Raw genomic sequence first — 999 nt, forward strand, 5'->3', positions numbered from 1 at the left:
ATGCCCGATCATCTCCAGACGGCGCAGACGGTTTTCCGCATCACGGCGCAGATTATCATGCGCGGCTCGTGCTTCCGTCATGGCGGCACGATCAGCCATAACCTGCGTGGTCAGCGAGGTCAGTTGCAGGTTCAATGCAGCCAGATCCGGCAGATCATCCAGCCTGATCTGTGCTTCCTCAAGCTGAATGGTGTTCTCTTCAAGACTGTCGCTGAGACGGGTTTTCGCCTCATCCAGTGCTGCACGTTTGCTGGATAATAGTCCGGCTGCACGCTCGGCCTCCGCCAAGGCATCACGCGCTTGCGCCAGTTCACGCTGTGCAGAGCGCCAATGATCGCGCAGGCTGCGTTCACGCTCCACCGCCTCGCGCAAAGCCGTTTCCGCCTGACGCAAAGCCGTTTCTGCCTGTGTTACACGGTCGCGCGCAGTGACAGCAGAAGCTTCAAGCTCAGCTAAGCGGTTTTTCTGTGCCAACCGTTGTGCGGCGGCAGTCGGTGCATCGGAACGTGCTGTAAAACCATCCCAGCGCCAGAGGCTGCCCTCGCGGCTCACCAGCCGCTGACCGCTCTGCAGCTGTGCTTGCAGGCTTGCGCCCTCACTGTCGTCCACCAGACCAATCTGAGACAAACGGGCTTGCAATGCCGCAGGTGCATCAACGACCGTGCTCAGCGGCACTGCACCCTGCGGCAGGGAGCCAAAATCCCGCGCATTCTGACTATCAATATCCGTCCAGAAAACCGGCGCCTGCGGATTAACCGGCGCTTCGAGATCGTCGCCCAAAGCTGCACCAAGTGCGGTTTCATAGCCCTTTTTCACCTGCATCTGCTCAACAACAGCGATATAGGTGGAGGACTGGCCGCTATTGAGAATACTGGCTAAGGTGCGTGCTTCGGTTTCAATCCGGTTCAGCTCTTCGCGTGCATGCGCCAGTGGCTGGCGGCGGCCGGTTTCGGCTTCCCGCGCCTGCTCTACCATTTCTTCACAAGCCAGAGCCTGCTC

1 pseudogene is annotated in these 999 nt (G+C 59.6%); it reads right to left on the reverse strand.

Going from position 1 to position 999, the window contains the following annotated elements:
* Positions 1-999, reverse strand: a pseudogene (locus tag A918_RS22075) (chromosome segregation protein SMC); the annotation flags it as partial.

It is taken from the genome of Pseudochrobactrum sp. AO18b, from assembly GCF_000409565.1.
GTDB classification, from domain to species: Bacteria; Pseudomonadota; Alphaproteobacteria; order Rhizobiales; family Rhizobiaceae; genus Pseudochrobactrum; species Pseudochrobactrum saccharolyticum.